Annotated in this window: 6 protein-coding genes; 5 read left to right on the plus strand and 1 reads right to left on the minus strand. The window is 43.2% G+C overall.

All coding sequences use genetic code 11. The features are described 5' to 3' along the window. Window positions 1–264: 264 nt before the first annotated feature. The 3 genes from ACOCD9_RS07590 (at window position 265) to ACOCD9_RS07600 (ending at window position 4,669) form a co-directional block, all read left to right on the plus strand. Window positions 265–2,634 carry a glycogen debranching protein gene (locus tag ACOCD9_RS07590; protein ID WP_419546964.1) on the plus strand — a complete coding sequence of 790 codons (2,370 nt, stop codon included), beginning with the start codon at window positions 265–267 and terminating at the stop codon, window positions 2,632–2,634. A 172-nt stretch (window positions 2,635–2,806) separates the two neighbouring features. Beyond that, window positions 2,807–3,457, plus strand: coding sequence for a TVP38/TMEM64 family protein (locus tag ACOCD9_RS07595; RefSeq protein WP_149974560.1), 651 nt, complete (start codon window positions 2,807–2,809; stop codon window positions 3,455–3,457). 204 nt (window positions 3,458–3,661) lie between these two features. After that, entirely contained in the window at window positions 3,662–4,669 is a 1,008-nt protein-coding gene (locus tag ACOCD9_RS07600; protein WP_002756082.1) for a DnaJ C-terminal domain-containing protein, read from the plus strand. 384 nt (window positions 4,670–5,053) lie between these two features. On the opposite strand, the gene ACOCD9_RS07605 is transcribed toward ACOCD9_RS07600, so the two are convergent. Next, window positions 5,054–5,398 (minus strand): hypothetical protein, encoded by a 345-nt coding sequence (locus ACOCD9_RS07605; protein ID WP_002756080.1) that lies wholly within the window; start codon window positions 5,396–5,398, stop codon window positions 5,054–5,056. 355 nt (window positions 5,399–5,753) lie between these two features. On the opposite strand from ACOCD9_RS07605, the gene ACOCD9_RS07610 reads away from it, so the two are divergent. Beyond that, window positions 5,754–6,188, plus strand: a complete 435-nt coding sequence (locus ACOCD9_RS07610; RefSeq protein ID WP_419546965.1) for a hypothetical protein — start codon at window positions 5,754–5,756, stop codon at window positions 6,186–6,188. A gap of 139 nt (window positions 6,189–6,327) precedes the next feature. Then, the coding region (locus ACOCD9_RS07615) for an NB-ARC domain-containing protein (protein ID WP_419546967.1) at window positions 6,328–6,786 on the plus strand (459 nt) is incomplete at its 3' end.

Genomic DNA, 6,786 nt, shown 5'->3' on the forward strand with positions numbered 1-6,786 from the left:
AGAAAATTCCTTAAGCTCCCTCTCTGTCCAGCAATGCTCTAAAGTTGATAAATATCAATCTAACAAAAACTGAAAGCCCTATTGTACAAGCTTTACAAGCATAAGTTGTTGATAGTTTTGCATGACAGGTTCGGTAGAGCCAATTATTTAAGTAGTTACTAGGAATTGCATAGCCGTTTTTTTTTGGAGCAAGCTTTAGATTTTTTTCTTATTTCTTTGAGCGAAAAATGTCTATTATCAAAGGCGATATTACCCCGCCAATTTATGTTACCAGCGCTCGGTCAAAATCATCCCCAATCTGGTAATTATGCCCCCCTAGATAGCCATCTCTGGGCCGATGCCACCTATCCCCTCGGGGCGCATTATCGGAGCGATAGTGTCACCTTTGCCGTCTATTCTAAAAATGCCAGTCAGATTCTTCTGGAAATCTACGATCGCCCGACGGGAGAAAACGCTAAGTATGATTACTGGTTGACAAAAAACCCAAAGGATGATACGTGGCGGGCAAAAATCGCCAGTATTCCCCACGGCAGTTACTACGCTTTTCGCTGTTGGGGTCCCAATTGGCAATTTGATCAAAAATGGCAAAGAGGCCATAGTAACGCTGGTTTTCGGGCAGATGTGGACGATTTTGGCCATCGTTTTAACCCCAATAAAGTCCTCTTCGATCCCTACGCGCGAGAACTTTCCCACGACCTGGAAACCCCGGCCATGATCGCGGCCGGAGAAAATGCGGGAATGTATGCCACGGGAGGGGGGAACTACAAAGGAGTGATCCAGCGGCAATACGATACGGGTAAATGGTCGCCCAAAGGCATTGTGATCGCTCTGGATGGGACTTCCACCGGGATTCGTCCCCGTCTGGGTGCCGAAAAAGCGATCATTTATGAGGCCCATGTGCGCGGTTTAAGCAATCACCCCTCCGCTAGTCGTTTAGAAGATATTCTCAAGGGAGTTAAGGGTTTTGAGGAAGTGGCTAACGTTCCTGACCAGTACAGAGGAACTTACGCGGGGGCCGGCTATATGGCCAAATACCTGAAAGCGCTGGGATTTACCACGATCGAACTCTTACCAGTCCAGGAAACCGCTAACGATAATAACCCCGACGATCGCCCCAGCGGTAACTATTGGGGTTACATGACCTTTGGTTATTTCGCCCCCGATCGCCGTTATGCTTATGATCGCTCCCCCGGGGGACCCACCAGAGAATTTAAGGCCATGGTCAAAGCTTTCCACGACCAAGGCATGGAAGTTTATCTCGATGTGGTCTATAATCACACCGGAGAAGGGGGCAATTGGGGCAGCAACGATGTCACCGGATTTGTTAGTTTTGGTGGTTTTGATGTGGTGGAATACTATCAACTCACCGACGAACATTATCTACTCGATGGGGCGACAGGCTGCGGAAATCAATTAAACTTTTCCCATATTGTCACCTGTAATCTGGTTCTTGATTCCCTCACCTATTGGTTAGAAACCATGGAAGTTGATGGTTTTCGTTTTGATCTGGCCCCCGTCCTCGGCCGAACTCCTTCTAGTCATCAACGAGAAGATCGGGGCAAACAAAAACAATTCTTCCCTAAACATACTTTGTTAGAAAAGATCGAGAAATTAGGCAAGAAATACGATGCGGAAATGATCGCCGAAGCTTGGGATATCTGGGGTTACGAAGTAGGTAATTTCCCATCGGGTTGGGGCGAGTGGAATGGTCGTTATCGCGATGCAATTCGGCGTTTTTTAAAGGGAGATGGTAATACTTTTAAATTCATCGAACAGGTGAACGGAGATTATCACAATTTCAACGACCAAGGCGGACCACAAAAATCGATCAGTTTTATTGTTGCCCACGATGGTTTTACCCTGATGGATTTGGTCAGTTATAACCACAAAAATAACCTTACTCCCTGGCCTTTTGGTCCTTCCGATGGCGGCAATACTAATAACGATTCGTGGGATTCTGGGGGTGATCAGGCCTTACGTCGCCAAAGATTACGCAACTTTTGGACGATTCAATTTTTATCTCGCGGTGTTCCCATGACTGTCTGGGGTGATGAATTTGGCCGCAGCCAAAATGGTAATAATAATCCCTACAATATTGATAGTGTGGCTACTTGGAATAATTATGATATGATTGCCACCCGTTCACCCCATCTACTGCCCACGGGTTATCGGGAAGCTTATCACAATAATTTTGGCACGGGAACTAATCAAGAAGAACACAATCCTTTATTTATTTTTGCCGCTTATATTGCTCACTTAAGAAACAATCATATAGCACTAAAACAGCGCCGCTACGGTGATATGGTTCTCGATGCGGGTAATGATGTCACCTATTTATTTAAAAAACCCGATGGGGTTAGCGATTTAACTGCCGATGATCGCTGTATTTGGTTTTTAATTGATGGTAGTGCCGTCGGTGATCACGATTTTTTGGTGTTAATTAATATGTATCATCTGCCGGTGGATTTTCGTCTTCCCTCCCCATCCAATAATTATCGTTGGCTAAGAATTATTGACACGGCCGCTTGGGCAGAAACCAATTATAATTGTTGGTCTGTGGATCAAGGGACAGTAATTGCCGATAACTACAAAGTCAATGGTTTTTCGATCGTGGTTTGCGAGGAGATTAACTGAACTACCCACACCGATATTGGGGGTAATTTGGAGACAGATAGGGCAGCTGGCTAATATTGAGATCGAGATCGATCCTATGCCGATTTCTGCTATATTTTTGGCAACAGGGAAATATAGACCCCGGCTGCATCTTATGTTTTACAACCCGCACTTAGCCCAAAATTGCCGTTAAATGTCTAAAACTAAAAGTAGTGTTATTATCCTAACCATAATTTGTATTATCGCCACGGCGATCGGAGTTTATCTAATCGGTGGTATCGACTCCCAACAGTTACAGATCTGGTTAAAACAAATGGGAATTATGGCCCCCATTTTGTATATTATTCTCTATACGATCGGGACAATTTTAATTCTGCCTTCCACCCCCTTAAACCTCAGTGGTGGGGCTATCTTTGGGGTAGTTATGGGAACAGTTTGGACAACGATCGCCGCTTTGGTGGCCGCTATAGTTGCCTTTGCTTTTACCCGTACTATCGGCCGGGAATATACCGCCAAAAAATTTCAGGGAAAATGGCAAGCGATCGATGCAGAAATGCAGCAAGGCGGCCTATTTTATATGTTTGCTATCCGTCTATTACCGATTATTCCCTACGGTATCGTTAACTTTGTTGCGGGATTAACTTCTATCCGTTTTCGCGATTATTTCATCGGTACTTTATTAGGCACTGTCCCCGGAATTTTACCCTTTGTCATGATGGGTGCGGGCTTGAAATCTTTGGGAAAAGGCGATATACTGCCCCTAATGGTGGCTTTTACCCTCATTGCTCTGTTAGTAGGTGTGGGAACTTGGTATCGTCGTCGTCGGCAATTCCCCTTTCAGTGATCAGTTATCAGTTATCAGTTATCAGATTGGAGTTTTAAGTAGATAGTGTTAAGTGAAAACTTTGGCACTTTATTTTCACTGATCACCGGTTACTGGTTACTGTTCACCGATCACTGATCACTGATTCAAGCCTGACAACGATAAAATTAAGTTAGATTAGGAATATTCCGACTGAATCCCCATTGCTAAGGAGATAGCGTATCGATGCCTGCCGCAGATTATAAAGATTATTATGCCGTTCTGGGAGTAGGTAAAACTGCCAGCGCTGAAGAAATTAAAAAAGCTTTTCGCAAATTAGCTGTCAAATATCACCCCGATCGCAATCCTAACAATAAAAGCGCCGAAGAACGTTTTAAAGAAATTAGCGAAGCTTACGAAGTCCTCTCCGATAGCGAAAAACGCCAAAAATACGATCAATTTGGACAATATTGGCAACAGGCCGAGCGATCGAATTGGCCAGGTGGTAATGGGGGGGTTGACTTTGGTTCCGACGGTTTTGACTTTAGCCAGTACAGCACCTTTGATGATTTTATCAATGAACTGCTCGGTCGCATGGGGCGCTCCGGCGGTACTCGCCCCAGTTCCCATTCCTACGGGACTCCGGGGAGAGGATTTGGCGATTTTAGCAATTTTAACGACTTTGCCGGCGCTCGTACTCCACCGCAATCCGTCACTTCTGGTGTCTCCACCGCTAAACTGCGTCTGAGTTTTGGGGAAGCTTTACGAGGAGTACAAAAACGGGTTAATTTAGCCGGAGAAATGATCGATATCAAAATCCCCCCAGGAACCAAAACCGGTAATCGTCTCCGGGTACGGGGTAAAGGACTAATCGATCCCTTGAGTAAACAACGGGGAGATCTATTTCTCGATGTGGAATTAGAACCCCATCCTTTCTTTACTTTTGAAGGCGATAATTTAACCTGTGAAGTGCCGATTACTCCCGATGAGGCAGTTTTAGGCACAGCAATCGAAGTTCCTACCCCCGATGGCATGGTGACGGTAAAAGTTCCCGCCGGTATTCGTTCCGGTCAATCCCTGCGCTTACGCGGCAAAGGTTGGATCGATAATAAAGGACAACGCGGCGATCAATTAGTCAAAATTGTCATCGATACTCCCAAAGAATTAACGGCGATCGAACGGGAATTATACGAGAAAATTAAATCTCAGCGTACCACCGATCCCCGTCGTCATCTCAGACAGGTGCAAATTTAAGTCCCTAGCTAGGGTTTGCCAAAACAGTTTTTCTTGGTGCTGATTACTGTCTCTGGGGTTTATAAGTGGTTAGGTGTTAAAAATGGGTGCATCTCAATATTTCTGATTTTCTCTCACCTATAGGTGAGCAGCAGAAGTTGTTCAAAGAGGGCGAATGCAATTCGCCCCTACAATAATATTATTGCGCCAATGGTAGGGGCGCACTGCGTGCGCCCAAAATGTCATCTAGATATTTCGACCAAATTGAGATGCACCTGTTAAAAATCGTCAGTTCCCCCCCTTATCAAGGGGGGATTAAGGGGGGATCGGCACCCCCCTTATCAAGGGGGGATTAAGGGGGGATCGGCACCCCCCTTATCAAGGGGGGATTAAGGGGGGATCGATCTAGAATTTAACCTTACTAGCCAACCAATTAGTAATTAATTTGGGGCTATTTTTTTTCACCCAATAGAGAGCATAAATTCTGAATATAGGCTTAGAAAAACGAGCGATCGCTTTCATAATAAAATTTAAGTAACGACTATGAAACTTTTTATTAATTAAATTTAACGAACCCACATCGTAAAGACAGTCGATGATAATCCTAAAAGTCGTTTCCTCTCTTTGGAATAAACTATCTATTAACAATAGCACTTCCTGAATCCGTTGCTGTTTAAGCTGTTCCTCTTCGGAAACAGCCGAGAGAATCTGCTGCTGCTTAGATAATTTACTATCCGATGGGGTTAACATGATATGGTAAGGAAAAAATTAACTTGTTTTGATTTTATCCCTATTTGCCGATTTTGCAAGACCAAACCCCCCATCTATCCCCATTTTTACGATAACACGGATCTTTCCTCTCCCATGCCGTCTTGACTGTGATTGCTGTGATTGTGTCATGGACTGTGATTGATTAAGAAAAATAGGGCAGAATAAAATTATGAAAGCTAAAATGAGGACTGAATCATGAATGATACCTTAACCACAAGTTTACTTTAGCAGTACAGGAATTTACCTGAAGCAATCTCTAAAATCCCTATATTGTGGCAAAAAATCAAAACCCAATAATATAATAAACTCAACCCTCATCACCCCGATTTTATCTATGGACCCTCTTACAGGAGCAGCGATCGCAGTTGGTTCGATTATTGCCACTAAAGCGTTAGAGAAAACTGGTGAAAAAGTGGGAGAGAAAGTTTGGCAACAAACAGAAAAATTTCTCACTTCCCTGAAACAAGTTTCTCCAGATACTGTCACCGCAATTGAAAAAGCACCCGAACAGCCTTTAGATTATGGACAGGCAATTCTGGAGGTGGAATCTGTTGCTAAAACCAGTCCCGAATTAAGCCAAATTATAACCGAGTTGGTTGACATTGTAGAATCCGAACCTTTACCTAATTTAAAGGATATTCTTAACAATATTGCTAAGGGTTTGCAATCTCAATCCTCTGGACAAAAAACCTATATCAAAACCATTGAAAAAATTGTTAATTTTTCTCAAAGGGACATTAATATTAATGAACAAAATATCACCATGTAATGTCTTGGGTGCGTGCAATACACCCCGACGGAACCGAAAAAAATGCCATTGTAGGGGCGAATTGCGTTCGCCCTTCCCCTTTTGATGTGTTAATATTGTATAAGTAAATATTTTTTTATCACAGCATTATGTTAACAATATGGATCAAAAAATAGTCAATTATGCTCAAGGCAATATCAATATTGACAAGCAAAATATTTATAATTATCCGCCTAACCAAGAGCCTCCTCAACCCAATCCTCACAATTTATCTAATAGTAATATCCCTAGATTTGTTGGTAGGGATCAGGAATTAATTGACTTAAAAAAGCAATTACAACAATCCCAAAAGCTTGCTATATCTACCTTAACGGGAATGGGAGGCATAGGTAAAACCGAACTAGCCAGACAGTTTGGCTGGCAACAATGGCGGGAAAAAGCCTATCCCGGGGGTATATGTTGGTTAAATGTGGCAGAGAGTGACGGCGGTTTTATCGGTACTTCTATTTTAGATTTTGCGCGGGTACATCTCAAATTAACTTTACCGGATGAGGGAGAATTAGACGTAAAAATTCGTTATTGTTGGCAAAACTGGTTAGCGGGAAATGTCCTAATTATT

Source organism: Microcystis sp. (assembly GCF_048564745.1).
Classification (GTDB): Bacteria; Cyanobacteriota; Cyanobacteriia; order Cyanobacteriales; family Microcystaceae; genus Microcystis; species Microcystis ichthyoblabe_A.

Bases quoted from the DNA above. Each gene is read 5' to 3' on its own strand.
- ACOCD9_RS07595 (WP_149974560.1), top strand. From the start codon at position 2,807: ATGTCTAAAACTAAAAGTAGTGTTATTATCCTAACCATAATTTGTATT.
- ACOCD9_RS07590 (WP_419546964.1), top strand. From the start codon at position 265: ATGTTACCAGCGCTCGGTCAAAATCATCCCCAATCTGGTAATTATGCC.
- ACOCD9_RS07605 (WP_002756080.1), bottom strand. From the start codon at position 5,398: ATGTTAACCCCATCGGATAGTAAATTATCTAAGCAGCAGCAGATTCTC.
- ACOCD9_RS07610 (WP_419546965.1), top strand. From the start codon at position 5,754: ATGGACCCTCTTACAGGAGCAGCGATCGCAGTTGGTTCGATTATTGCC.
- ACOCD9_RS07600 (WP_002756082.1), top strand. From the start codon at position 3,662: ATGCCTGCCGCAGATTATAAAGATTATTATGCCGTTCTGGGAGTAGGT.